Origin of the sequence: Stenotrophomonas sp. Bg11-02, from assembly GCF_002836635.1 — a bacterium.
Lineage (GTDB): Bacteria > Pseudomonadota > Gammaproteobacteria > Xanthomonadales > Xanthomonadaceae > Stenotrophomonas > Stenotrophomonas lacuserhaii.
In genome coordinates, this window is sequence record NZ_PJAY01000058.1 from 19,361 (window position 1) to 41,854 (window position 22,494).

At 60.6% G+C, this 22,494-nt stretch carries 26 protein-coding genes and 1 pseudogene; 18 read left to right on the forward strand and 9 right to left on the reverse strand.

The genetic code is table 11. The features are described 5' to 3' along the window. The first annotated feature begins 139 nt into the window (after positions 1 to 139). From CXG43_RS09680 to CXG43_RS09700, 5 genes and pseudogenes are all read left to right on the forward strand, one after another. On the forward strand, positions 140 to 655 hold the full coding sequence (locus CXG43_RS09680) for a hypothetical protein (protein ID WP_157825157.1): 516 nt from the start codon (positions 140 to 142) through the stop codon (positions 653 to 655). A gap of 8 nt (positions 656 to 663) precedes the next feature. Next, the gene (locus tag CXG43_RS09685) at positions 664 to 909 is read left to right on the forward strand and encodes a hypothetical protein (RefSeq protein WP_101099780.1); all 246 of its coding nucleotides are present in this window, start codon (positions 664 to 666) and stop codon (positions 907 to 909) included. An 82-nt stretch (positions 910 to 991) separates the two neighbouring features. Further along, a pseudogene (locus CXG43_RS09690) lies at positions 992 to 1,618 on the forward strand (hypothetical protein); the annotation flags it as partial. A gap of 9 nt (positions 1,619 to 1,627) precedes the next feature. Then, a complete protein-coding gene (locus CXG43_RS09695) occupies positions 1,628 to 2,263 on the forward strand; it encodes a DUF1629 domain-containing protein (RefSeq protein ID WP_101099781.1) in 636 nt (211 codons plus the stop codon). A gap of 101 nt (positions 2,264 to 2,364) precedes the next feature. Further along, on the forward strand, positions 2,365 to 2,961 hold the full coding sequence (locus tag CXG43_RS09700) for a DUF1629 domain-containing protein (protein ID WP_101099819.1): 597 nt from the start codon (positions 2,365 to 2,367) through the stop codon (positions 2,959 to 2,961). Positions 2,962 to 3,136: 175 nt separating this feature from the next. On the opposite strand, the gene CXG43_RS09705 is transcribed toward CXG43_RS09700, so the two are convergent. From CXG43_RS09705 to CXG43_RS09715, 3 genes are all read right to left on the reverse strand, one after another. Beyond that, positions 3,137 to 3,637, reverse strand: a complete 501-nt coding sequence (locus tag CXG43_RS09705; protein WP_101099782.1) for a hypothetical protein — start codon at positions 3,635 to 3,637, stop codon at positions 3,137 to 3,139. Positions 3,638 to 3,806: 169 nt separating this feature from the next. After that, positions 3,807 to 4,100, reverse strand: a complete 294-nt coding sequence (locus CXG43_RS09710) for a hypothetical protein (RefSeq protein ID WP_101099783.1) — start codon at positions 4,098 to 4,100, stop codon at positions 3,807 to 3,809. Further along, positions 4,097 to 4,513, reverse strand: coding sequence for a hypothetical protein (locus tag CXG43_RS09715; RefSeq protein ID WP_157825158.1), 417 nt, complete (start codon positions 4,511 to 4,513; stop codon positions 4,097 to 4,099). The genes CXG43_RS09710 and CXG43_RS09715 overlap by 4 nt, the downstream gene beginning before the upstream one ends. Before the next feature lie 476 nt (positions 4,514 to 4,989). On the opposite strand from CXG43_RS09715, the gene CXG43_RS09720 reads away from it, so the two are divergent. The 7 genes from CXG43_RS09720 to CXG43_RS09750 all read left to right on the forward strand — a co-directional run bounded on the left by CXG43_RS09720 (position 4,990) and on the right by CXG43_RS09750 (position 9,180). Next, positions 4,990 to 5,445: a hypothetical protein gene (locus tag CXG43_RS09720; RefSeq protein WP_101099785.1), complete on the forward strand. Its 456-nt coding sequence runs from the start codon at positions 4,990 to 4,992 to the stop codon at positions 5,443 to 5,445. Positions 5,446 to 5,515: 70 nt separating this feature from the next. Beyond that, positions 5,516 to 6,034 carry a hypothetical protein gene (locus CXG43_RS09725; protein ID WP_101099786.1) on the forward strand — a complete coding sequence of 173 codons (519 nt, stop codon included), beginning with the start codon at positions 5,516 to 5,518 and terminating at the stop codon, positions 6,032 to 6,034. After that, positions 6,024 to 6,524, forward strand: coding sequence for a hypothetical protein (locus CXG43_RS09730; protein ID WP_101099787.1), 501 nt, complete (start codon positions 6,024 to 6,026; stop codon positions 6,522 to 6,524). Before CXG43_RS09725 ends, CXG43_RS09730 begins: the two co-directional genes overlap by 11 nt. A gap of 21 nt (positions 6,525 to 6,545) precedes the next feature. Further along, positions 6,546 to 7,046 carry a hypothetical protein gene (locus CXG43_RS09735; protein WP_101115964.1) on the forward strand — a complete coding sequence of 167 codons (501 nt, stop codon included), beginning with the start codon at positions 6,546 to 6,548 and terminating at the stop codon, positions 7,044 to 7,046. A 260-nt stretch (positions 7,047 to 7,306) separates the two neighbouring features. Next, the gene (locus CXG43_RS19135) at positions 7,307 to 7,816 is read left to right on the forward strand and encodes a hypothetical protein (protein ID WP_101115966.1); all 510 of its coding nucleotides are present in this window, start codon (positions 7,307 to 7,309) and stop codon (positions 7,814 to 7,816) included. 422 nt (positions 7,817 to 8,238) lie between these two features. Next, positions 8,239 to 8,634 (forward strand): hypothetical protein, encoded by a 396-nt coding sequence (locus CXG43_RS09745; protein WP_157825159.1) that lies wholly within the window; start codon positions 8,239 to 8,241, stop codon positions 8,632 to 8,634. A 45-nt stretch (positions 8,635 to 8,679) separates the two neighbouring features. Then, on the forward strand, positions 8,680 to 9,180 hold the full coding sequence (locus tag CXG43_RS09750) for a hypothetical protein (protein WP_157825160.1): 501 nt from the start codon (positions 8,680 to 8,682) through the stop codon (positions 9,178 to 9,180). A 102-nt stretch (positions 9,181 to 9,282) separates the two neighbouring features. On the opposite strand, the gene CXG43_RS09755 is transcribed toward CXG43_RS09750, so the two are convergent. Further along, entirely contained in the window at positions 9,283 to 10,644 is a 1,362-nt protein-coding gene (locus tag CXG43_RS09755; protein WP_101099792.1) for a DUF1963 domain-containing protein, read from the reverse strand. A gap of 82 nt (positions 10,645 to 10,726) precedes the next feature. Then, positions 10,727 to 11,305 carry a hypothetical protein gene (locus CXG43_RS09760; protein ID WP_101099793.1) on the reverse strand — a complete coding sequence of 193 codons (579 nt, stop codon included), beginning with the start codon at positions 11,303 to 11,305 and terminating at the stop codon, positions 10,727 to 10,729. A 222-nt stretch (positions 11,306 to 11,527) separates the two neighbouring features. Here CXG43_RS09760 and CXG43_RS09765 point away from each other — a divergent pair, with 222 nt between their 5' ends. Beyond that, entirely contained in the window at positions 11,528 to 12,172 is a 645-nt protein-coding gene (locus CXG43_RS09765; RefSeq protein ID WP_157825161.1) for a hypothetical protein, read from the forward strand. A 2-nt stretch (positions 12,173 to 12,174) separates the two neighbouring features. Next, positions 12,175 to 13,122, forward strand: a complete 948-nt coding sequence (locus CXG43_RS09770) for an XVIPCD domain-containing protein (RefSeq protein WP_101099795.1) — start codon at positions 12,175 to 12,177, stop codon at positions 13,120 to 13,122. Positions 13,123 to 13,528: 406 nt separating this feature from the next. On the opposite strand, the gene CXG43_RS09775 is transcribed toward CXG43_RS09770, so the two are convergent. Both CXG43_RS09775 and CXG43_RS09780 read right to left on the reverse strand, forming a co-directional pair. Then, complete coding sequence (locus tag CXG43_RS09775) at positions 13,529 to 14,992, reverse strand: XVIPCD domain-containing protein (RefSeq protein ID WP_101099796.1); 1,464 nt, start codon at positions 14,990 to 14,992, stop codon at positions 13,529 to 13,531. Between the two features lie 12 nt (positions 14,993 to 15,004). Further along, positions 15,005 to 15,511, reverse strand: a complete 507-nt coding sequence (locus tag CXG43_RS09780) for a hypothetical protein (protein ID WP_101115970.1) — start codon at positions 15,509 to 15,511, stop codon at positions 15,005 to 15,007. A 425-nt stretch (positions 15,512 to 15,936) separates the two neighbouring features. Here CXG43_RS09780 and CXG43_RS09785 point away from each other — a divergent pair, with 425 nt between their 5' ends. From CXG43_RS09785 to CXG43_RS09800, 3 genes are all read left to right on the forward strand, one after another. Continuing rightward, the gene (locus tag CXG43_RS09785) at positions 15,937 to 16,530 is read left to right on the forward strand and encodes a hypothetical protein (protein ID WP_157825162.1); all 594 of its coding nucleotides are present in this window, start codon (positions 15,937 to 15,939) and stop codon (positions 16,528 to 16,530) included. A 2-nt stretch (positions 16,531 to 16,532) separates the two neighbouring features. Beyond that, positions 16,533 to 17,483: an XVIPCD domain-containing protein gene (locus tag CXG43_RS09790; RefSeq protein WP_157825163.1), complete on the forward strand. Its 951-nt coding sequence runs from the start codon at positions 16,533 to 16,535 to the stop codon at positions 17,481 to 17,483. A 776-nt stretch (positions 17,484 to 18,259) separates the two neighbouring features. Continuing rightward, positions 18,260 to 19,198 carry an XVIPCD domain-containing protein gene (locus CXG43_RS09800; protein WP_101099801.1) on the forward strand — a complete coding sequence of 313 codons (939 nt, stop codon included), beginning with the start codon at positions 18,260 to 18,262 and terminating at the stop codon, positions 19,196 to 19,198. Positions 19,199 to 19,263: 65 nt separating this feature from the next. Here CXG43_RS09800 and CXG43_RS09805 read toward each other — a convergent pair whose 3' ends face one another. Both CXG43_RS09805 and CXG43_RS09810 read right to left on the reverse strand, forming a co-directional pair. After that, entirely contained in the window at positions 19,264 to 19,503 is a 240-nt protein-coding gene (locus tag CXG43_RS09805; RefSeq protein ID WP_101099802.1) for a hypothetical protein, read from the reverse strand. A 167-nt stretch (positions 19,504 to 19,670) separates the two neighbouring features. Beyond that, the gene (locus tag CXG43_RS09810) at positions 19,671 to 20,471 is read right to left on the reverse strand and encodes a hypothetical protein (RefSeq protein ID WP_157825164.1); all 801 of its coding nucleotides are present in this window, start codon (positions 20,469 to 20,471) and stop codon (positions 19,671 to 19,673) included. Between the two features lie 379 nt (positions 20,472 to 20,850). Here CXG43_RS09810 and CXG43_RS09815 point away from each other — a divergent pair, with 379 nt between their 5' ends. Continuing rightward, a complete protein-coding gene (locus CXG43_RS09815; protein WP_232767713.1) occupies positions 20,851 to 22,011 on the forward strand; it encodes a YncE family protein in 1,161 nt (386 codons plus the stop codon). Positions 22,012 to 22,494: the final 483 nt, after the last annotated feature.

Genomic DNA, 22,494 nt, shown 5'->3' on the forward strand with positions numbered 1-22,494 from the left:
GCTACTGGCGGGGAAGTGGAGAAGGGCGACGCTCTCTATATGCCTGGCTCTGACGGCATGCACTGGGGCGGCTCAGGATACCAAGAGGCTTGATATTCTCGCCGATACAAAGGCCATGTCGCCTGCCCCGGAAGGACACGTGGCTCCTCTGGTCCGTCCCCTCCAGCTCGTAGAAATGGAGGCGCCGCTTGTCGTCGATTTCGAACTGCGCCCGCCGGGGCCAAGCGCAACTGGCACGTTGTTTCTCGGTCTTCGCGTGAATGCAGAGAGCGCCATCCAGTCGGCTGAGGTCGCCGAAAAAGTCATCGCGGCGGGGCTGGAGGCGGATGTGAGTCTCGTACGAATCGATAACACAGCGCCGGTGGACGTACCGCTGGTTCGCGTCATTTCAAGCGGAAACGCCCCTGCCACGCTTGTCCCCGTAGGACCCGAAGGCCATGTGCGTGGTGTGCGGCGAGATGATGTGGACGATATTTCGATCGAGCAAGTGGGTCGTGCCAGTACCGCTGGGCACTCGAGATACCTTTCCTTTGCATCGGCACAGGACCTTGCGCCAGGCAGATACAGAATCAGCGTACGCATCGGCGAGGCATCTGCTGACTTTTCGGACGTGAATTCAGAGCTGCTGGTGGCCTACAGGCACAGGTCGAAGTAGGAGCGCCTATGGACGGCAGGTACACCCTCTCCGTTTACGTGGCAGCTCCGGGTACACCTCTGCTGGATGGCGGAACCTCAGCTGCTGGCCATGTCTACTACGACATAACACGCGAAACAGACCGCAAGAGCTTCGGCTTTGCGCCCGTAGAGCACGGCATCATCGCCGGGCCCGGCAAGACCCAAGACTCCGATGCAGAGCAGTCCCAGAAGCCCCTCTATAAACGCACGATGGATATCAGCAAGAACTGGTGACACGGGATGCGGCAAATATGCGAACGAGCTGAGCGCGGTTGCCTGTCTCCACCCACAATCCCCGCAATGGATCCGCACAAGAATGCACCTGATGTCTTACTGCCGCCTGCTGGCATGTGCACTCGCCGTCGCACTGAGCGCGGGCGCCTGTGCCCGGCCGCCGTCCACCGAAAACAGTAAGAATCCCGCCATGTCGGACGCCCCCCAGACCGGTCGCACCATCAACGGCCACACCTACACTGATGCTCCCGTGGACGTGAAGCTGGGCCCGAACACCTTCCGTATTCCGGCCAACTACCTCGACAGCCAGATTGCACCTTGGCCGGGCGAGGGCGTGTCGCTGGTGATCGAGTGGCCGGACATGAAGCCGACGGCTCCAGGTGCCCGGGTGAATCCGCGGACCAATGCTTTCCGGGAGGAGATTTCGGTGCTCATCAACTACGTTGATCGGGCGCCCATTGAGCGCATGCTGGAACGATATTCCTCCAACGATTCCATCACCGAAGACGGCTCCGTAGAAGAACAGGATCCCCGGGATCGCCTCGATCTGCGCAGGGCGGGTGCTGAGGTGATGGGACTCATCCCGTACGCCATCGACGAATCAAAGATGGCCGCCTACGCCAGAAAGTATGAGGACGCGTACGGTAAGACGCCGGTCCGCAACCCGGCCTTTGAGGGCGACTGGTACGTGTCTCGGCTCACTGATGGAGAATAGACAATGAACCAGGCTCAGCCGCAACGCGGGCAATTCTTCCTGTTGCAACCTGACACGACCCGTGGTGGTCGCGGTCACGGAGTAGTCTTCGAGAACGTCAAGACGCTGCGGACACTACCGCGAATGATCCTACGCCCGGCCAGCGGCGGCTTCCCGACATTGAGCGAAGCACCGCGACTCGTGCACTCGCCAGAACAGGGTGACCCGCCGCAAGACCTTGAGGGTGGGATCAGCGGCTACTGGATGGTTTCGGAAAGACTCCAGCGGGTCCTCTCGCAGGTAGATCCAGATGGCTTCGCGTTCGTTGCGGCTGACTATCGCCTCAGTGACGGTAAGAAGGGGCCGCCCTACTACTTGTGTGACGTCATCCGCGAGCTTGATGCGCTGGATGAAGCGTCTTCGAAGCTGACTATAGAACTGAGCGACAAGTTCCCTGCTGGCAAGTTTTATGACCTGACCGGCGGCAGCAGTCTGATATTTCGGAGAGATGCCGTGGGCGCGGCACATGTGTTCAGGACCCCGTACTCGGGTCGCCTCGTCTTCTGTGATCGCCATCTGCGCGATGCCATCATGGACGCAGGCATGGGGACAGAAAAGGAAACATGTGGCGTATGGTTTACCGATGCGGCAGATATTTGAAGTCGCAGAGTCCAGGCTGTAGCAAGGTCCATACGCCAGTAGAGGAGACCGACCGCATGAAGCGAAAAGGCACGCACCCGTTTGCTGAAGGCGTGTTCTTCATGTTCGGGCCAGAATCAGAAAGCAACAGACGCTTTCGCGGTGCGCTCCTTGAGAACATCGAGCAACTTCAGACAGCCCCACGACTGATCCTACGGCCAGATGCGGGGGGATTTTCGCCACTCAGCGAAGTGCCGCGTGTGGTATTCGATCCGTCTGAAGGGCCTGTGCCTCGAGACATGGAAGGCGGCTTCAGTGGTTACTGGCTGGTGTCTGAGCGGCTCCAGCGGGCGATGTCAGCAATAGATTCTGAAGCGTTCGCTTTCGTTGAATGCGAAGTCCGTCTGGCCGACGGATCAGCCGGACCGCGTCGTTTTTTGTGCGATGTCGTGCGGGAGGTGGACGCGCTCGACGAAGAGGCTTCCCACCTCAGGATCAAGGTCGATGATGACTACGTCCGGGGCAAGTTCTACTCCTTGGGAGGCGGGGCGAGGCTCGTGTTCAAGCGCGACATCCTGGCCGGCGCGCATGTGTTCTTGACGCCGTTCAACCCTTCCGCGTTCTGCGACAGAACCTTCCGAAGTGCTGTCCAAGCTGCTGGTATCTCGTTGGACGCAGGAGTGAGTGGCATCTCCTTCGTGGATGTGACTGATATCTGACTCACCAACACGGTCGGAAGCAGACCGCCACCTGGAGAAGCCATGCAACCCTTCTGCTGGGTACGTGACTGCAGCGTCGATGTCCCGTGTCCATCCAACGGGGACCAGTCCGCGGAAGGCTGCGGACAATGGTGCTGCGTCATTCTGATCGCGGCCCAGCGGTGTCTGGCCGAGGTCAGTCGGTGCTTCCGGGGATCAGCAGATCTGCCAGTATCGGCGCGTCACCGCCGGGCAATAGGGCTTGATCGGCAGGCGATATGCCGATCTCGGTGAGCGCTGCCTGAGAGGTAAAGATGATCTCTCGCGTGTCTTCATCGCTGCGGGACCTTTCGGTGACCGCGTGCAGCACGGCCAGCGAGAACCTGCGCAGGAACGAGAGATCGTCTTCGTCGCTACGGAGATCCTTCTTGAAGGTGAGTATGCGCTTCAGCCTCGCCGGATGAGACATGTCGATCGTATAGACCCACTCGCGCTTGTCGTTCTCCCGCACAAGCCAGTTTGAGCCGCCGCTCAATCCCATGCAGCCGAACTCGTCCTCTCCGCGGTAAAGAAGAAATTCGTACTGGGCAGGATCACTTCCGTCCGGCAGCGGAGCCTGGACCCTCATCAGAAGAATGCGGATACTTCGATCATCAGCGGGCTCGCGCAGGCAACGGGGTTGGAAGTACGTCGGCATGGATTTCTGGCGGAGTGGACTGCCCGGATGATCTCATCAACGTAGTTTGAACGTCACGAGGGCCGAGGTAACGAAGGGGGCGACCCACTGTCCGCTGGTAGAACAGAGCACCAGCGTTGCATCAAAACGCAGCCAGACACGCCGGCTGCGTGGTCGCTGTAGCAGCCACTCAAACCACCTCTATCCGCAACCGGATACCCAGCGCCCGCATGGCGCCCAACACACTGTCGAAGTAGAGCGGGCGGGTACCGCTCAGCTGCCGGCGCATGGCGTCGCTGCTCAGTCCGCACTCGTACGCGACGTGACTCATTCCATACAGCTCGGACGCCAGCAGGAGCGATCGCGCGAAAGTCGATTCATCGTAGTTGATCATATGCAGACGGCCATCCAGGTACTCGGCCATCTCCGCTGCACGCAGGTTGGTGACGCGCGCGTTGGCGAATCTGTTGTCCCGCCCGTTCATGGCTGGCCCCACATGGCATCTGCCGGGGTGCTGACCAGCTCTCTTCCGGAGACGATCAGCTCTTCGATCAGGAAGCGGCCAAGCCCGTTATCCTGCTGACCGTCCTGCTGCTTCATATGCACCGAGTGCAGCACTTCAAAGATGGAGGCGAGTGCCTGCAGCGTGCGGATGGCCACGGCTACATCAGCCTTCCGCTGAGGCTCCTCAGCGCAGCCGCAGGCGGTCAGCGGCACATCAGATTCGGTGTCCCGCACCACGCGCAGGTGCATCACGCGGTGCGCGTTGGTGCGTGACGTCTCGAACTCCTCGAGTCTGCGCTCCAGGTGCTCGATGAAATGCGGCGGGAAGTCGATCATCCGGTCGCCCATCAAGGCATACAGACGCTTTGCGCTGAGGGGGTAGTGTGGATCCATCGGCGTACCTCACAAGGCTTGAGGCCACCTGCGCTAGGGCGCTAGGTGGCGGGCGATGCGGGTTGCCATACCGGGCTACAGAACCAAAAAACCGGCGGATCAGGGATCCCCCACATCGCCCGCCATAAAGCCGGCACACGATGCAGTGCATTCTCCGCCGTGCCCAAAGGGCAAAACAGAGCAAACGGTTCGAGTAGCTACAGGATGGCAATCCCGGCTGACGCTCTTCGTCGCCAGCGCGTCCATACCATCAGCCATAGGCCATTGCGTACATGGGCGAATCTGCAAAAGTGACAGGGCATGGTTCTTCTCAGGCAACGCAAGCGTGTTCCCGGCCCATGGGCACCCGGGGCTCACCGCAACGGCCTATTGCGAACGTGGCGGCGGCCCTTCGCGACACGCGGCCTCACATTATTTTTGCAACTCATCCCCCGGCCGTTGATAAGTTCGCCCCATAGCCACCCAAGGAACCTGCGATGACCCGGACGTCCCCTGTTGCCCTGCTCGCCCTCTGCCTCAGCCCCGCCCTGGCCTTCGCCCAGGCTGATCGCGAGGTCGCCGCAAACATGGTCACCCGCGCCGCCAACGTCTGCCCCGGCCACAGCGCCGAGCGCACCACGCCGACAGTGAACAAGGTGCCGGTTGGCGCACTGCGCGTGATGATCGACCGCGGCCTGGTGATGTGCCCGGACCGCCGCCTGGATGCCTCCGCCCCGGCCGTGTTCTATGGCCGCGTGGGCGTGTTCGCCTGGAACCCGGAAGCCGCTGACGCAGCGACAGTGATCGTCAGCAAGATCGGTGAGATGACGCGTAAGGACGACTACCCGGTCGAGACGCTGGTATGGGATGCCAGGGGTAATGCATTGACCCAGCAGACCGTGCCGGCGTTCGAAGCGCGCCCGGGCGCGGCGGTGCTTTACAGGCTGCGCTGAGGTGGGGAAAGTTGGGGTGCCGCTCTGAGTGGCATGGCTCAACGCGTTCAACGCTATTCAAGGAGGAAGCATGCCCTTAGATTTTCAAGCGCGCTCCAGCTCCTCGTATAACCGTGTCAGCGGAATAACTGCCTTGGTATCGCGGATTCTGCCAGCTGAGCTTGCTGACGGTACCCAGGGGACGGAGTATCACTATGCCTTCTATCAGAACGGCAAACGGATAGGAACGCTTGGTTTTCTCGGGACTGACAGAGTCTTCGAGTCCGATGGTTGGCGTGAACACGTCTTCTTCTTCGACCTTGGACATGATTGGTTGGTCCAGGATTTGCTGGCACTCAAGAAGCGTATTGCCAACTTGGATGACGATTTCATATTTCTCCAACAGTTCTCCAACGGACTGGTTCTCGCTAACGTAGGGGAGGCTTACAAAAGGGAAAACCTGCGTTACGTCGCTAGCACCACGATGGCTGCGCTGGCGAATTCCGCAGTTGTCTTTCCGGCGGAAATTTCCGCCTCACGAGGAGGCGAGATAGTGCTCGCTGAAGTTTCCATTCGTGCGCACCTGCCAGGGAGCAGTCATGCGGGTTGATTTCGTTCCCAGAGAACGCTCCGCATTCGATGAGGGAACTGGAATCTCAATCTTGCAGCCCAGGATCCTTCCTTGCGAGCAGGTGGACAGCGCTGAATCCATCGAATATCAATATACATTTGTTCGACAGGGAGAGCGGGTCGGCGCGCTTGGACTGTTCGGCCATCAAGAGGTAGACCGCACGTCCGCGCGTCCGGTGTGGACGTACACCTTGAATCTTGCGCCGTCATGGGTGTTGCGCGACATCCTTCGGATGAAGTCAATCTTCGGAAGCTTCGAGCCGGATTTCGATTTCCTACAGAGCATCGCGCGTGGACTTGTGAAGTCTTTCGCCGGCCAGACCACGAATTCAGTGGACCTCAGGTACGTCGCGCTCACAAGCCGTGGAACACTTATCAGCAATGGGCTGAGTGATCGCTTGGTCCCTGATGCATGCGAGGTAGATGAGATCGTACTAGCGGAAGTGCGCATCCCTTCGCATTTTGCTTAAGGCAGAGAATGGAAGTCCGACATGACCCCTGATTTTCAGGTTCGATCCCATTCTTCATTCGATCTCGTGAGTGGCATCTCAATCAATCGTCCGCGGATACTCCCGGCAACCCTGGGGGCCGGGAAAGAAGGCACCGAGTATCAATACGCCTTCCTAAGAGATGGTAAGCGGCTCGACGGCCTGGGCTTCTTGGGGTCCAACATGGTTGTCGAGAAGGACGGGCGGCGGGAGTGGGTCTTTACGTTCCATCTTGCTGGAGAGAAGCTTCTAAGGGCCATGCTCGAGTTCAAGGCCATTTTTGAAGCGGACGCTGATGATTTCGAGTTCCTTTGCAAGCTGGCTCAAGGTTTGGTGTTGGCTCATGCCGGCCGTACGGACAATGTTGATGCCCTTCGTTACGTTGCTGCTACGACGTTGGACGCCCTCTCCGCAGCGGGCGTTTCCATCTCTGGCGAGACTCAAGTTCTGGATGAAGGAATAGTTATCCTCGCAGAAGTTCTCGTTCCCCAACATGCGGGTTGAGGTGGGCTTGTGAGCATTTTTACTATCGATGATCTCGCGCGTACGACGCTTGGTGGCGCGAGAAGCATCGCAGACCAGACCCGTCCGACTAGCCAGCAAACGGAGTCGATATTTAACTATCTTAAGTCAGCACCATTGCGGCGGCCTCTGCTGGATGATGCAGGCAATGACAGTGCTCGCGGGTGAAGCGTCATCGAGGACGGAGGAAGTTTGAACTTGCCTCAAAATGTTCGCTAGCAATAACAGAAAAGGAAGCCGATATGCCGATCTCCTTTCAGGCGCTGTCAAATTCTTCGTACGATCCAATCAGCCGGATATCAATACCGCGGCCACGCGTCCTTCCTGCCGACCTCGAAGACGGTCGGCCGGGCATCGAGTATCAATACTCTCTCATTCGGGATGGAGAGTTCCTTGATGGGCTGGGTTGTCATGGCTCTGAGACGATGATTGGTGAAGGAGCAGATCGCGAATGGGCATACACAATCGATTTGGGGTATGAACACCTGATCAAAACGGTTGTCGGATTCAAAAATCTGTTTATCGGCGCAGATGACGATGACTACGTCTTCTTGTGTGAATTTACGTGTGGGTTGGTGCTCGCTTACGCTGGCCGAACAGATAGCGACCAAGGCATAAAGTACACCGCAACGACGACAGCCGCAGCTCTGGCAAACGCAGGCGTCCTCATTTCTGATGAAAAGGTGATAGCCGCCGATGGCACGTTGGTTCTTGCGGAAGTGTTCATTCCAGCGCACGTGCCTGAGGAATAAGCGCCATGGGCGGTTCGGGCTTCGACGATTACATACTCACGGCGTTAGGCGGTGCAAGGAACTCTGCGGACGGCAGTCCTCTGTCGCTGCGACAGAAGAGTGACGTGGGCGCCTACGTGTGCCCTCCGGGTTCGGGGCCAGACGCTATAATCAGCTTCGAGGTCTATTTATCCAGGACGATGCGAGCCGCGCCTCCTGAACTCTCCGTAGGTACTGAGTATCTTGGCTTTTCAGGTAAGGATAGCTCTGGGCACTGGAGACGTTCGTTCGGACAACGCGGCATGCCGCACAGGCGCTCAATTGGAGGACGGTAGATGCGGCTGAACTTTGAGTCGCGCGGAGGATCCGCTTACGACGCGATGACGGGGATCTCGATTCCTCTGCCCCGCATGCTTCCCGCTACGTTGGGTGACGGTCGGACCATGATCGAGTTCGAATATGCCTTCCTTCGTGGCGGCGAGCGCCTTGGCGGGCTTGGTATCCTCGGCCATGAGGTGCTGCGTGAGGAGGCTGGTGGCCGGGAGTGGTTGTATACAATTGAGTTTGTGCAGGACAGTAACTTCAAATCGCTGCGTCACTTCAAACATGCTATCGGGGATGCTGGTGAAGAGTTCTGCATCCTTCAGGCTGTGGCCCAGGGGCTGGTAAATGTTTTTCCAGGACGGCTCACCCAGTCTGAGTCACAGCGCAATCGGGTAGTGACCACGGTGGATGCCGTGACACGCAACGGCATTTCAATATGTGCCGATGCCGTCCTGCTTTCGGATGGCTGGGTTCTACTCGCAGAGTGTCGCGTTCCCGCAAATGATGGTGGTTGACGACGTGGTTCAGGCGATGGCATACGAATCAGTTGGAGGGTGGTAATGCCGTTCAACTTTCAGCCTTTTTCACACTCAGCTGTCGACCCCATCAACAATGTTTCCGTGCTGCGTCCACGGATGCTTCCGGCAACGCTTTCAAATGGCGAAGAGGGAACGGAGTATCAATACTCGTTCTATAGGGGCGGCGAGCGCATTGGCGGTCTGGGCATGGAGGGCCACGATGAAATTGTCGACCGTGGGGGATACATGGAGCACGTCTTTTGGCTGGACCTGGGTCGTGTGCCATTCATCAAGATCTTGATCGACTATAAGCCGGACTTCGGTGCCACGGGCGATGACTTCGTATACGTGCGAGGAATTGCTCAAGGGCTGGTAATGGCGTTCGCTGGACGCACTGACAACGATGAAAACCTGCGCTACGTCGCTGTCACGAGGGCTGATGCATTGACCGCTGCGGGTGTGCTCATCTCCGACGGGACACCCATACCTGAAGACGGCACTGTTCTGCTCGCGGAGATTGCAATTCCTGCCAGCCGTCGCTGACGGCGTGCGCAGTGACATGCCGAAGCTGATGAAGCAGTAAACCTGCCAGCTTTGGCCATGTCGCCGCCTTTTTCCTTCTTCATCCAGCTCATTCCTGCCAGATCAGAGCGACTCCACCACGCCTTCCACCCGATCGAATCGTCTCTCCGCCAGGTCGCTGCGGCGGATCCAGAACGTCGCTTGCCCGCAGTCGCCCAGCTTGAGATCAATCCCGTCGTCGTTGGCCAGCTGCAGCAGGCACACCGGATCCTCCTCGATCATCGCGCCGGTATTCTGCAGCAGCACTGCATGCCCCAGCATCTGGTGAATCACGGCCCGGCTTCGTGAGCCATAGCCTGCGGCGCAATGGCGGGAATCCTCTTCGAAGGGCAGGTGATTCGATTCCATTGCCTGGTAAAGCTCTCGCGGAATCCGCTGGGCAAGGACGCTTGATCCGCCTGCGAGTGCCACGATCGACAGCGCGCCCCGGGTGAATGCAGACGCCATGATATCGCCCGTCACGGGCCCCTCGCCGTGCTCCCCAACCAGGCCCACGATCCATTCGCGGAACGCCAGCGCGTCGTCGGCAGGGCAAGCCTGGTCCGGTCCTATCTGCCTGCCGCGTTGCACCCATTGCAGGGCATCGCGCATCAGCGCCTCGCTATCCTCCAGACGCGCGCAGCGACACGCCAGCGTGCGGGCGATGTCTTCCATCATGATCCCCGCGTACGGGAAATCCTTCTGCATGCGAAGCCACGCCACGGGAAAGTTCCACGGCATGGGCGCGGGGCGTTCCCACGGCTTGGCGGACTGAGCGCCGGGTACCTGGCCGATTGCCGCAGCAGCGGCACCGAGCCGGAGCGCGCTGACCCTGCGACTGTACGCGTCATAGTCCGGTTCGGCGTCGCCTTCAGGAATCATGTCCCACTCCGGCCACGTGTCCAGCCGATGCGCGATGAGGGGCCATTCGGTATGCAGGCGCGGTCCGTCCTCGCCTGCCAGTTGCGGCCGGGGAAAGGTCGAAGAGCGGTCGCTCGCTACGGCTGAAAGGATGGGCTGCAGCGCTGCTGGGGGATCCGTGGGCGGCGTATCGGCCGGCACGTCTTCGGCATAGAGCACGCGCACGCGGGTGCCAGGTTCGTCGTCGTCCCAGATCTGCTCCTCTGCGTTGACGGCGAAGAAGAACAGCATCCCACTGTCCGGCATTGCATCATCCACGCGCGGCAGTTCAGAGCAGTCGATCTGCGCAAGGAAATGCATGGGCGTTTCCTCGCCATAATGCATGCCCAATGGCCAGTCCAGCGTTGCCGGCAACTGTGGCTTCCCGCCCAAACGGCTTCGCACGTTGGGGAAAGCGCTGGGAGGGTAGGGGCGCTGCAGCAGGATGCCGGGAGCGCGGTGGCTGGCGAGCAGGGTATCCAGCGCTTCTTCACCGGGGAAGTCGCGTGTGTCTGCGTCAAAGGGTGAGGGTGGAATAGTTGTCATTGAACAGCCTCCTGGCCATCTGCGTGCATACGGTTGGCGTGATCTACAGCTGCCCCGCGTGTGCCGGCGGGACGTCGTTTACTCAACCGTTATCCGGGTGGAAATCCTGACCGCGCGGAATGCCCAGCAGGCCCCGCAGCACCCAGCCCAGGCTGAATACAAACGCCCAGAATACAGCCAGGTACGACACCAGCTTGAGGCCTTGGCGCTTCATCGCTGTCATGCGAGCTTCTTCATAAATTCTGTCGATCTTCGCACCGTCGGCGGCGGGCAGCTTGAAGTCCGCGCGGATGGCCTTCTTGTAGGCGCTGATCTCTTCGCGGAAGTTGGTCGCGCCATGCACGCGTCCATCCGCGTCGCGTTTGAACGGCACCACGGCCTCCACGTTGCCGTTCGCATTGACGATGTTGACCGGAATCAGACAGACATGGACATGCGTAGTGCGGCCTTTGGGAGTCTGCGTGCTGAAGTAGGTGGACGCGGCGTCCTTGATCGGGCAGCCCGCTGTGGTGCGTACGAAGGGCTCGCCGGGGCCGGTGAGGCGGTAGTGGGTGGCCACGTAAGGCTTGCTGGACAGCACGTTTCCCACTGCAATCATGACGGCTACTGCCGTGACCAGCAGTGCGATGCGCCGTCCGCCTTCGAACAGGTTGAACTTCATGCCAATCCTTGGATGAGGAGCTGCAGGCATCCTAACATTGGGGGCTTTATGGTGTGCCTTGTGCCGCCGAGAGTCAGGTCGCAGGTGGTGGGTCCGGCCCCGGAGTTGTAAGGGTTCAGACGTTCATCACTCGGTGCTGAGCCGCTTCCCTTATGCTCCCCGACGTAAGGAAATCAGACCGTCCGCCAGTCCGTGCGGGCACGCCTAGAACAGGGATGCATCATGCTGAACACGACATCAGGGCGTCTTCGAAATGCGGCGTTGTCTGTGGCATTGGCACTGCTTGCTGGCTGTAGTGGTTCGGCGCCTTCGCCGCCTCCAGTGACGCCTCCTGATGCCGCGCAGGCCGCTGCGCGCACGCAGGTGCCGCTGACGCGGCCTGTCGCGCTGGATAAGCCGGGTGTGATTGCGGATCTGGAGTTTGATCTGCCGCCGCCTGGGGAGTTGGCGTGGTCGTCGTTGATCATCGGGGTGCGCATTGAGGAGAAGGACGCGAGGTCAATGATCGCGCTGTCTGACCTGATCGTCCGCGGTGGTCTGCCCGCCAAGGTCCATCTGCAGCGCATCGATGGCGCAGAGTCTGCGGAGATACCGTTGATACGAATCGGCCCGGACGCCAAAGAGCGCATCTCCATCCCGGCGGATGGAACAACACCTGGAGCCAGGGCCGCAGGGCTCGATGGAACGATGCTTGCTGAGGCGGGGTTGGAGAGGGAGGGTGTTCTGACGAAGGTCCTCTCGTTTGCGCAGGCCAGCGCGCCGCCGCCCGGCCGCTATCACCTGCGCATTGAACTACTGGAATCCCGCCCGCTATTGCAGGGACGTCCGGTGGAATTGATTCTTGGATACAACGCAAGAGCGAAATGAGTATGGACCAGTCTGATCGCTACACCGTGACAATCTACGCTGCCGCACCCGGCACGCCGTTGATCAATCCAAATCAGCCCGATGCGCCGCGCGAGACGTCGCTGACCGGTCATTTGTATCTGCAGGTTGCACGCGGCAATGAGACAGAGAGCATTGGCTGGCAGCCCGACCAGCGTGTCGGGGACGTCTACATGGGCAAGGTGACTCCATATGACGTGGCAAGCTACGTCGATCCCTATTATGCGCGCACCATCGAGGTGACGCGGGAGCAGTACGACAAGATTCGTGAGTTCGGCGCCGAGCCCACCAGCTTCGGCTTCGACCCAAAGTACGACGCCTTCTCCAATGGCTGCACCGACTTCACCTGGGGCGCATTGAACCACGCCGGACTACACATGCAGGTCGGGCCCATCCCGATCGAGCGGCACGAGGGAGCAATGAAGCCCTTGAACAACATCCCCGCCATCGAAAGCATCAAGGCGCCTTTCCCGGACAGCGATCTGAACAAGGTCGAACGCAACCCCATGCCGGAACGCGATTGGAAGCAATTCCTGCTGTCCGACAACGACCGCGCGATGATGGACCAGGTGAACCGCGGTGTGGCCTCGCTCGACGCCTCCCACGGCCGTACCCCGGACGAAGCCAGCGAACGCATGTGCGGCAGCCTGTTCTGCCTGGCCAAGGAAAACGGCCTGTCCCACGTGGACCACGTACTGCTCAGCCAGGCCAATGAGCAGGGTCACGCAGGCACCAATGTGTTCGTTGTCCAAGGTGATCCATCAGACCCCGCCCACCTGCGCGCCAGCATGCCCACCGCCGTCGCCGCGCAGACGCCCGTACATGAATCGATGGAACAGGCGCAGCACATCAACCAGTCACAGCAGCAGGTGGCCGTGCAGGAGCAGAGCCAAGTGCAGGAACAGCAGGCTGCCGTGCAGCGGATGGGGTGAGGTTCGTCTACCGAAATCGGCGCATGTAGAGCCGACTTCAGTCGGCTGCTTTTTGTTTCTGCAAGCAGTGCCGGCTAAGGTCGGTACTACGCGTCACAGACGCCACCTCGACGATCAAGCTGTTGGCGTCTTCCACCATAAGCAGAACCACGAAAATCGCGGCACATTGGGATCAATGCGCTTTTTCTGGCACGGCTCACTGAAACAGATACCGGCCTTCCATCGCGGTTGGTGAAGTGACCTATGCACAGACCGTGCAAGCACACCAATCCGGATCGTTGACTCAGGCAGGGCCACACGCGCGCGCCATCTTGAAGCCCGGCGTGAGGAGCAGGCCGGCTGACACCGTGTCGTCGAAGACAATCCCAGCTGTTGTAGATGATTCGATCTTTCTACCGGAGGAGGTTCAAGGTCCAGGCATCGCAACGCGCTGCTGATCAAAGGCTTGTTGTTGATCGCGTGATTGATCCTGGGCGAGATTGTCAGCCCTCACTCGATTCACAGCCTCCAGTGCCTCCGTGCTCTGCTGCAGGGATTGCTGGGCCGCCAGCGCAGTAGGCATCGATGCGCGAAGTGAAGCAGGATCAGCTGGATCGCCCTGCACGAGGAAGATGTTATGGGCGGCCGGCAGTTCGATCGTGGGCTTACTTAGCACTACATGATCTACCTGTTGCAGGCCGTTCTGTCTGGCAACAACAAGAAGGCTGGCGGACAACCGTTCGCTGGTCTCATCAAAGGTTCGACCGTTGGAGGCATCGAGCTCGGCGACCTTGTGCCTTATCTGCGCATGCAGATTCTCGTCACCTCGGCTGAGAGCTGCAGGAGGCCCGGAAGGGTGTGTCTGCGTAATATTGTCGTTGCTGATACGAAGCCGCTCGTGCTCTTGCGCCGTTATTGGGATGTGCGTATGTGTGGAATGCGTGTGGTCGAAGTAATGCAGGGAGGGCGGCGTGGTGCTGGTGTCGAAGTAGGCCTGAGGCGATGGGGCGTCGGGACCCAGCCAGATTCCGTTCTGTTCCATGATGCTCTCCTGCAGTCCCAGGCGATTCATGTCAAGCTTCATCTGAGGCGGCTCGCCCTCAACTGCACGGGAGGCCTCGACGCGACTGGCGACGCCGACTGCGTAGGCGCCGTAGTAGTTCGCGTAGTCTGAGTTTCCTTGATGTCCGAGCGCAGACCGCTGTGGCGGCTTATCGAAGTAGATTCGGCCCATGGCCTCGATGTTGGCGCTCGAAGCACTTAGCGTATTGTCGGTGGCAAACGTGAGCTGCGGCCGCTGCACGGCTGCGCCAGTCCCAGGGTCCAACGTCAGAAAATCACGTGTCCTTGGGCTGGCGTCGAAGACATCCCGGAGGCTGGCGTCAGGATTTTCAGTACTGGCCATCCCGACAAGTGCATTCCAGCCTGCCAGCTGTGCGGACGCCTCATCTCTTCTGTTGGCAGAGATAAGGTTGCCGATTGCATCGGTGTAATCATGGTTACCGGTGGCAGCACCCCGGACTTCCTCATCGAACAGCGTGTAAGCGGCCGATGTCGCCGCATGGTTGAATCCATGCTGTATCTCATGCCCAAGGACGAAGGTCAGTTCGGCAGCACCGTAGGATCCTGAGCCGCTGGCCGGCGAGAGAATGCGTGCTGGGAGGTTGATGGTCTTCTCGATCCCGTCGTAGGTTCCCCCGGCGTTCGTACCAGCAGGTAGCAATGAAACGCGCTGCACGTGCCCGGCTGCAACTGCAGCATTGAACTGATCTGACAGCGCTGGAGAACCGATGATGACGCGACGGAGCGTCAAAACCTGGTCAGGCGTAACATCCGGCTGTTGGCCGAAGCGGTCCAGCACGTTGCGCGATTGTGGTGAGAGGTCAGCCATTGCCTCCCTCCCTTATTGTGCTGTCAGTATCTGGATGCAGCGGTGTTTGACCTTGTCCGGTGGCGTTCCAGCCTCGCCGATGGTTGAGATGGTCACGGCAATGTCCGGGCGGTGAAATTGCTCGTAGACAACCTGGCCATGTTCGCCATGATTCGTTTCTTGACGGTAGCCAGCTTGTTTAAGCTCGGCGGCCACGTGTTCGAAGTCAATCTCGCACAAGTCAGTAGCCGGTGCAGATTCACCATCTGACGTGTTTATGAAATTCAGGTCAAATCGCCTATCTTTCCCGCCAATACTCCGCACATCGAGAACGTAGGACCAGTCACGGCTGAGCGGTTCGCGGTAGCCGAAGTGTCCATCAGCGAAGGTGCTGGCGGTCTTGCCGATCGCGTCTGAAACGGCTCCGATGTCGAACTCCCGGACCGAGTGCTTGCGCGTCAAAAGCTCCAGGACGCCCGATAGCACTTTGCCGGCGTGTGTCTGCGGAACTATTGGCGTATTGGAGGTAGCATCAGGCATTGTGGGTGACTCCTGCAGATTGGACGGCCGCGCGGCGCCAGGGGCGCAGCTGCTCAGCAGAGCGGCATATGCAACTGTGAAGATCAAGGGGGCTGCGCTATGTCGCCGCATTTCCATTCCTTACGTTGACCAGGTAGCGTGCCCGTGCGCCGAGTTGGACGACCTGCTTCGGCCACTATAGCGTCTACAGCTGGGTCTGGAATGAAGACTTGTGTTGCCGCCACGCCTTGGTGTCGAACGCCCGACGGTTGCCGTCAGGCAAGGCCCGTGACGCTCATCACTTTCCGCTGAGCCGCTTCCCTTATCCTCGGCAGGGCAAGGAAAACCAGACCGTCCGCCAGTCCGTGCGGACACGCCTAGAACAGGGATGCATCATGCTGAGTCCGACACCAGGACGTCTTCGAAGTGCCGCGCTGGCTGTCGCATTGGCACTGCTTGCCGCCTGCAATGGTCCGACCCCTGCGCCGCCGCCCGTGGCGCCGCTTGATGCCGCACAGGCGGCCGCGCGCACGCAGGTTCCGCTGACGCGGCCTGTGGCGCTGGACAAGCCGGGTATGATTGCGGATATGGAGTTTGATCTGCCGCCGCCAGGGGTGATGGCAGGCTCTTCGTTGGTTATCGGTATTCGTATCGCTGAGGAGACACCGAAGGCGATCGTTGCGCGGTCGAGCCTGATCGTGCGGGAGGGGCTGCCTGCACGCGTGCGTCTCCAGAAGCTTGACGGGGAGTCGCGGATTGATGAGCCCCTTATGAGAATAGCGCCCGAGTTGAAGAAGCGCGTCGCGCTTGGCGCTGATGGCTTCACTACGTCCGTCTCGCCGCATAGTGTGAGCACCGGGATGATGCGGGAGGCTGGCCTGCTGAGGGCGGGGCTCATGTATGACGAGCTCGCCTTTGCGTACGCGGGCGCGCCTGCGCCTGGCCGATATCACGTGGTGATCGAGTTGCTGGAGGATCGCCCGGCGCTCAAGGACAGTCCGGCCGAATTGATCATCGCCTATGACGGTAAGTCGAAGTGACCATGGATAAGAATGACGCATACACCCTGACCGTCTACGTAGCTGCGCCCGGTACGCCGCTGGTAAATCCTGCGCAGCCGAACGAGTCTCGGGGGACATCGCTTACAGGACATATGTACCTGGAGACATCCCATGGCGCCGATGTGCGCAGCGCAGGTTGGCAGCCTGGGGATCGCCTGCCCGGCGGCGGGTATCTTGGCGATCCCGTAACTACCGACACCTCGACATACATCGCACCATACTACGCGCGCACTATCGAGATCAGCGAAGAACAGTTCAACAGGATCCGCGAGTACTCGGCCGACCCGGTGAGGTACGGCTTGGATTCGAAGTACGACGCCTTCAGTAACAGTTGCACGGATTTCACCTGGGGCGCGCTCAACCACGCGGGTCTCCACGCCAAAGCGGTCGGCATCGAGTTCAAGAACTTCGAAGGCGTGATCCAGCCTGCGAGGAACGTTCCGCATATCCAGAGCATTGAGGCGCCGTTTCCGGATAGCCCGCTCAACAAGGAAGAGCGAAACCCGTTGCCGAAGCAGACGTTCGAGCAGTGGCTGTATACCAGCAATGACCAGGCCTTGGGCGGGCAGATATCGCGGGGTGTTGCGGCACTCGACGCCTCCCACGGCCGCGCCCCGGACGAAGCCAGCGAACGCATGTGCGGCAGCCTGTTCTGCCTGGCAAAGGAAAACGGCCTGTCCCGCGTGGACCACGTGCTGCTCAGCCAAGCCAACGAGCAGGGTCACGCAGGCACCAACGTGTTCGTTTTCCAGGGCGATCCATCAGACCCCGCCCACCTGCGCGCCAGCATGCCCACCGCAGTCGCGGCGCAGACGCCCGTACATGAATCGATGGAGCAGGCGCAGCACATCAGCCAGTCGCAGCAGCAGGTGGCCATGCAGGAACAGAGCCAGGTGCAGGAACAGCAGGCCGCCGTGCAGCGGATGGGATGAGCGGGCCGCGCCGTTTTCGGCTGCCGCAAACTGCTGTTCCCAGCCTGTGCCGACCAAGGTCGGCACTACCGGCCGTCCATCACGCCGAAGATGTATTTTATCCGGAGTACTCTGGAATGCCGACGCGATCAATCAAGCTTGTCCTTTCAACACTGATGCTCTTTTGCTCGGTCGCCATGCTGGTTGCTTGCCAGCCAGCACAGGCGCCGGATACTTCGGCCCGAACCGGGCCTGTAGCCCCCCGCGAGGGCGTCGTGCCGCTGGTCAGGCCGTTTCCACTGACCGCGATGGCCGAGCCGTTGGTCTTGGAGTTCGAGCTTCCGCCGCCCGGGCCCAACTCAAGCAGCACCCTGATGATTGGGCTTCGCCTTACGGGTGCAGACGAAGCTGCCGCGGCTGCAGTAGCGCGCATGGTTGCTGAGTCAGGTTTGCAAGCCGAGTTGGAACTCACTCACACGGAGTCTGGCAAACCGATCGCGGTCCCGTTGGTGCGAAGGGAATCCCGAGGTCACGGCCCATCAGAGCTTGTTCAAGTAGGTGCAGATGGCCGGGTGCCGCGTGCCGTACAGACTACGGTCGACCAGATAGCGGTTGAACAGGCCGGGATCTCAAGTGCAGCGTCGAGCAGTAGGTCCCTGGCCTTTGCATGGGCGCGTGATGCCAGGCCTGGGAGTTACGCGCTCCGGTTGAAGCTGCTCAATCCGCAGCCAGACCTTGCTTCAATAGATGCCGAGCTTCTGTTGGCGTACCAATACAGAGCAAAGTGAGGACAGCACGTGGACAACAGGTACACAGTTTCCATCTATGTGGCGGCCCCGGGAACACCTATAGACGGAGCGGAAAGTTCGGCGGCCGGGCATGTCTATTACGAAACGTCTGACGGAATCAACACCTCCAGCTATGGGTTCGCGCCCATTGCACATGGCGTCGTATCTGGTCCGGGCGAAGTGAAGAGGGACGATGTCCAGAAGTACGAAAAGCCTTTCTACACGCGCACGATGGAGGTCGGCAAAGCGCAATACGAGAAGCTGATTGAATTCGGGGAAAACCCCGAAGCACATGGTTTCAATAAGCAGTACAACGGCGCGTCCAACAGTTGCATCGACTTCACATGGGGCGCGCTGAACCACGCGGGCCTGCATCGCACAAACCTGGTCTTCATGCAGGATCGCGACTTCGAGGGCTCCCTCAAGCCGCTCAGCAACCAGCAGTACATCCGCAGCATCCGGGCGCCATATCCGGACAGTGAACTGAACAAGGAGGAGCGCAACCTGATGCCGGCGCGCACCTTCCTGCAGCGCTTCATCAGCGAGCAGGATCTACCTGCCGGTGATCGTGAAATGCTCGAATCCATCCGCGGAAAAGTCGCCGTAATCGATGAACAGCACGGCCGTACCCCTGACGAAACCAGCGAACGCATGTGCGGCAGCCTGTTCTGCCTGGCAAAGGAAAACGGCCTGTCCCGCGTGGACCACGTACTGCTCAGCCAAGCCAATGAGCAGGGTCACGCAGGCACCAACGTGTTCGTTGTCCAAGGCGAGCCGTCAGACCCGGCGCACCTGCGTGCCAGCATGCCCACTGCGGTCGCCGCGCAGACGCCCGTGCATGAATCTAAGGAGCAGGTGCAGCACATCAGCCAGTCGCAGCAGCAGCTGGCCATGCAGGAACAGAGCCAGGTGCAGGAACAGCAGGCTGCCGTGCAGCGGATGGGGTGACGCTGTAGCGGCGACTTCAGCCGGCTGGATTGAGGTTCTTCAAGCTGTGCCGACCAAGGTCGGCACTACAGGTGCTGCCGATGCTCACACCTCATGCGCGACGGCTCATTCGGGTCATCGTTCCATCCCAGTGCCGCGACGCGCTTGGATGAGATCCATTGGCAGACGGGGAACCAGACCAGCGTGAGGATCAGCGAAAGGCCTGACAGCGAAGAGGGAAGCATCCAGGACAGCATCCCCCCGCCAAGGAAAATTGCGAAAAAGAACAGATGGATGATCGCCTTCCGCCTGCCATGAGTGGTCATCGGTGGTTTGCCTTGAACGTATCCACGATGCTGCGCCGCGAGAGATCCATCTTGCTCTCACCCAGAGCCTGAACCAGCCATTGAGATTCGATTGACTCAGGCATGCACGTTCCTTCGTAGCAGCGGTTGACCTTGCTGATCGTCAGGGGCGCCTGGCTTGGTGTCAACTATTTCACTTGGGCGCTATCAATCTGCGCACGTACGCCATCCTCCATCTGTTTCCAGTCCTTCAACCAAGTGCGCTGGTAGCTCATCTGGATGAACAGGTTTCGCTTGGCATCGGTGAAGTAGTGGATGCAGCCGGCGAGCTGCGCGGGATCCATTGCGGCGATGGTGGGGTCGTTGCGCCCGCTGAACGAGGGCTGCAGGGCCTTTGGGGGATCGCATGAGATGAAGGTGCCCAACCTGCCATCGGCGGACTTGGCGATGTACCAGTCCGATTCATGCCCGGGCGTGCGCGTCAGGGCTTTTTTGTAGCGGGCCTGATAATCGCGGGCGTAGGCCGCCATCAGCTGTTCGTCGATCGCGTAGGGTTCCAGTCCCCACTGCGGTGGCTGTTGCAGGCGCAGCTCCAAGCGCTCGCGTGGATCGCGCCGCTCCAGGGAGCCTGCTGCGCTGCTGCCGTCATTGACCAGCTTGCGTTCCAGCATCGCCGTCGCCGATAGGCCTTCAGGGGATTCGATGGTGATCGGCACCTCGGCCAGCATTGCCTGCACCGCAGCCGCGCCCCGCAGGTTCGAGTCGGTGACGCGTGGGGCCATGGTCGGCGCGATGAGCGTGAGCTCCACCGGGCCCCGCGCGGGCGGCGCTTCGTCACCTGCCAACTCGCTCAATCGCCAACGGTAGGCCTGCGTGCCCAACACCACCACAGCACTCCCGGGCGCATTGGCCGCGTGCGCGCAGGAGAGTGATCCGGCAAGAAGGATCGGAACCAGCAGCGCCCTGGAGTTTACTGATGCACGTGCCATGGAAAATCTCCACTCAGGTTGGTCCGATGGACTATGGAGATCGCTTGATGGACGAAAACCTGCTGGTCATCGATAAGGGCAACAGGTGCGTGCCACGCGCCGTGGAAGACACCGTCCACGCGTGATTGGCAGTGCGATTCCCGCGCTACCCCGCTGCAACGGGTGCGCTGTTCACAGGAGCCGCGGGCCGTGCATGTGCCGAGGACCGACTAAAGTCGGCCGCCGCCGGGGAGGTCGAGTCCACGCAGCTGGGTTACCATGTCGTCCTCAGCCAGCCTGCCCACGCACTCGTCGTGTGGCCGGCCGCTTCGGTGTTTCTGCACTGCATACGCGGCCGCGCGAGCCAAGGATCTTTCCTGACTCACACAAGGACGCTGCAATGAATTCGATCTCCCCCAAGACCCCGGGCATGGCCCGTCGCTGCACCGTTGCTGCCCTGGCCGTGGCGATTGCCATCGGCATGGGCCCACCCGCAGCCTACGCGGCCACGCCGGCCGTCAGCAGCGCTGCCGCCGTGCAGCGCAGTGCCGTGGCGCAGGGCCTGTACGAGCTGGCCTACAGCGCCAGGCAGAACGCGGTGTACGTGGCCTCTTCGGGCGGCTTCGGCGATGGCGCCGGTCCGGCCCGGGTGCTGAAGCTGGACCCGGCCACGTTGGCCGTGCAGGCCACCATCCCGCTGGAGCGCAAGGGCTTCGGCGTGGTGCTGGACGATGCCAATGACCGCCTGTACGTGGGCAATACCGTGGACACCTCGGTAACGGTGGTCGACACGGCGCAGGGCAAGGCGCTCGGCATCGTGCAGCTGATGGAAAAGAAGGTGGGCAAGGATGGCAAGGCCAGCTACACCCACGACCTGCGCGAGCTGGTGGTGGACGGCGCCAACCACCGCCTGTACGTCACCGGGCACTCTGGCCAGGGCAGCGTGCTGTTCGTGGTGGACACGCAGTCGCTGAAGCTGCTGGACACCATCCCCGGCCTGGGCAACGCAAAGGCACCTGGCCTGGCATTGGATGCCGCCAACAAGCGCGTGTACACCAGCAACCTGCTGGGCGAAGTGGTGGTGGTAGGTACCGATACCGGCAAGGTGGAGCAGCGCTACAAGGTCACTGCCGAGCAGCCGATGAACATCGCGCTGGACCCGGCCGGCCCGCGTCTTTTCATCACCGACCAGGGCTCGGAGATGATCCGCAAGTACCAGGGCAGCAGCATCGAAGGCTTCGCGTCCACGCACCCCGGCAAGCGCGTGCTGGTACTGGACCGCACCACCGGCAAGGAACTGGCCAGCATCCCGGCCGACGCCGGCACCCTGGGCATCCTGCTGGACGCACCGCGCAAGCGCCTGTACGTGACCAACCGCGAAGCGGGCACGGTGACCGGCTATGACAGCGACAGCTACCAGAAGACCGGCGAGTGGTCGGTGCCCACGCACCCGAACAGCCTGGCACTGGATGCCAGGAACAACGTGCTGTACGTGAGCATCAAGAATGGCGACGAGGAAGCGAAGGGCGCACAGGAAAGCGTAGCGCGCATCGCCCTGTAACCCGGTATCAACGGGCCAGAAGGGGGGGGGTGACGACCGTTGGTCGTCACCGATCCTCCCGGCGCCGGTGCTTTGGTAGGTGCGGACTTCAGTCCGCACGCTTTTCTTGCGCGAAGCATCATGCGCAAAGCAGCCACCTACGGGATAGTCGTCGACCGACAGCTCCGGTGACATCTCGGCCACGCGCCTCATGTCACCAGTGGCAAGCGTGAAGCCGCTGGACCTGAGCAGGCACCGGATGCCAGGTACGCAAAGAGACCGAGACGGTTTCATCAGGCTGCATCGGCGCTCCTTGACTGCCGCCGCGGGCGTGTCGTAATCAAGATCATGAGTCTGGTAGTGACGGCTGCTGGCCGTCAAACGCGTCCTGTTCGATGCCTGAAATCTATCGGCACGCAAGAGGGCGCACATCTGCTTGATACGAGGAAATCAGTCACAGCATCAGCGCGGCCAGGTAGCAAACAATCGACTCCCAATCTGAGA